2 protein-coding genes are annotated in these 971 nt (G+C 65.4%); both read right to left on the bottom strand.

Features of this window, described 5'->3' with window-relative positions:
• Positions 1-337 (bottom strand): ABC transporter permease subunit (locus U4Z64_RS37295; RefSeq protein WP_415750633.1); only part of this gene is annotated, 337 nt, incomplete at its 3' end.
• Between the two features lie 19 nt (positions 338-356).
• Positions 357-971, bottom strand: a 615-nt coding sequence (locus tag U4Z64_RS37290) for a branched-chain amino acid ABC transporter permease (RefSeq protein ID WP_321822682.1), incomplete at its 5' end; no start/stop codon positions are given.

Here is a 971-nt window from a genome sequence, read left to right as displayed (position 1 = left end):
GGCCGTTCGGCGCGAGCGCCGCGATCCACTCGAACTGCGAGGTCAGGTGCGGCGAGCTCAGCAGTGCCGCCGTGTACGCGCCCACCGCGTAGAACGCGATGTAGCCGAGGTCGAGCAGGCCGGCGAAGCCGACCACCACGTTCAGGCCCAGCGCGAGCATCACGTACAGCATCGCGAAGTCGAGCACGCGGACCCAGTAGTTGCCGCCTGCCGAGCCGATGATGATCGGCGCCGCGATCACGAAGGCCGCGGTCAGGATGCCGATGACGACGGTCTTGGCGGTGTTGCGTTCTTCGACGAGCGACGTCGAGGATTCGATCGGTTGAATGGATGTCATGTTGTTTGCTCCCCTTCCGTTACGCGCGGTCCGCGACACGTTCGCCCAGCAGGCCCGACGGACGGAACACCAGCACGATGATCAGCACGATGAATGCGAACACGTCCTGGTAGTTACTGCCGAACACGCCACCCGTGAGGTTGCCGATGTAGCCCGCGCCGAGCTGCTCGATCAGGCCGAGCACCACGCCGCCGACCATCGCGCCGCCGAGGTTGCCGATCCCGCCGAGCACCGCCGCGGTGAACGCCTTCATGCCGGGGATGAAGCCCATGTAGAAGTGCACGTTGCCGTATTCGGACGCGATCATCACGCCGGCCAGCGCGGCGAGCGCGGAGCCGATCATGAACGTCGCCGAGATCACGAAGTTCGGGTTCACGCCCATCAGGCTCGCGGTGTTCGGGCTTTCGGCGATCGCGCGCATCGCGCGGCCGAGCTTGGTCTTGTGCACGAGCAGCAAGAGGCCTGCCATCACGATGAACGCCACCGCGATGATCACGATTTCGGTGACCGAGATCACGGCGCCGGGCGTCGTGTCGGTCGCCTTGATCACGTTGATCGGATCGGTCGGCAGCAATTGCGGGAACGGCAGCGGGTTGCGCGACCAGATGATCATCGCGGCCGTCTGCAGCAGGAT

The organism is Burkholderia sp. BCC1996 (assembly GCF_905339955.1).
Taxonomy (GTDB): domain Bacteria; phylum Pseudomonadota; class Gammaproteobacteria; order Burkholderiales; family Burkholderiaceae; genus Burkholderia.
This window is presented reverse-complemented; position numbering and strand designations above follow the sequence as displayed.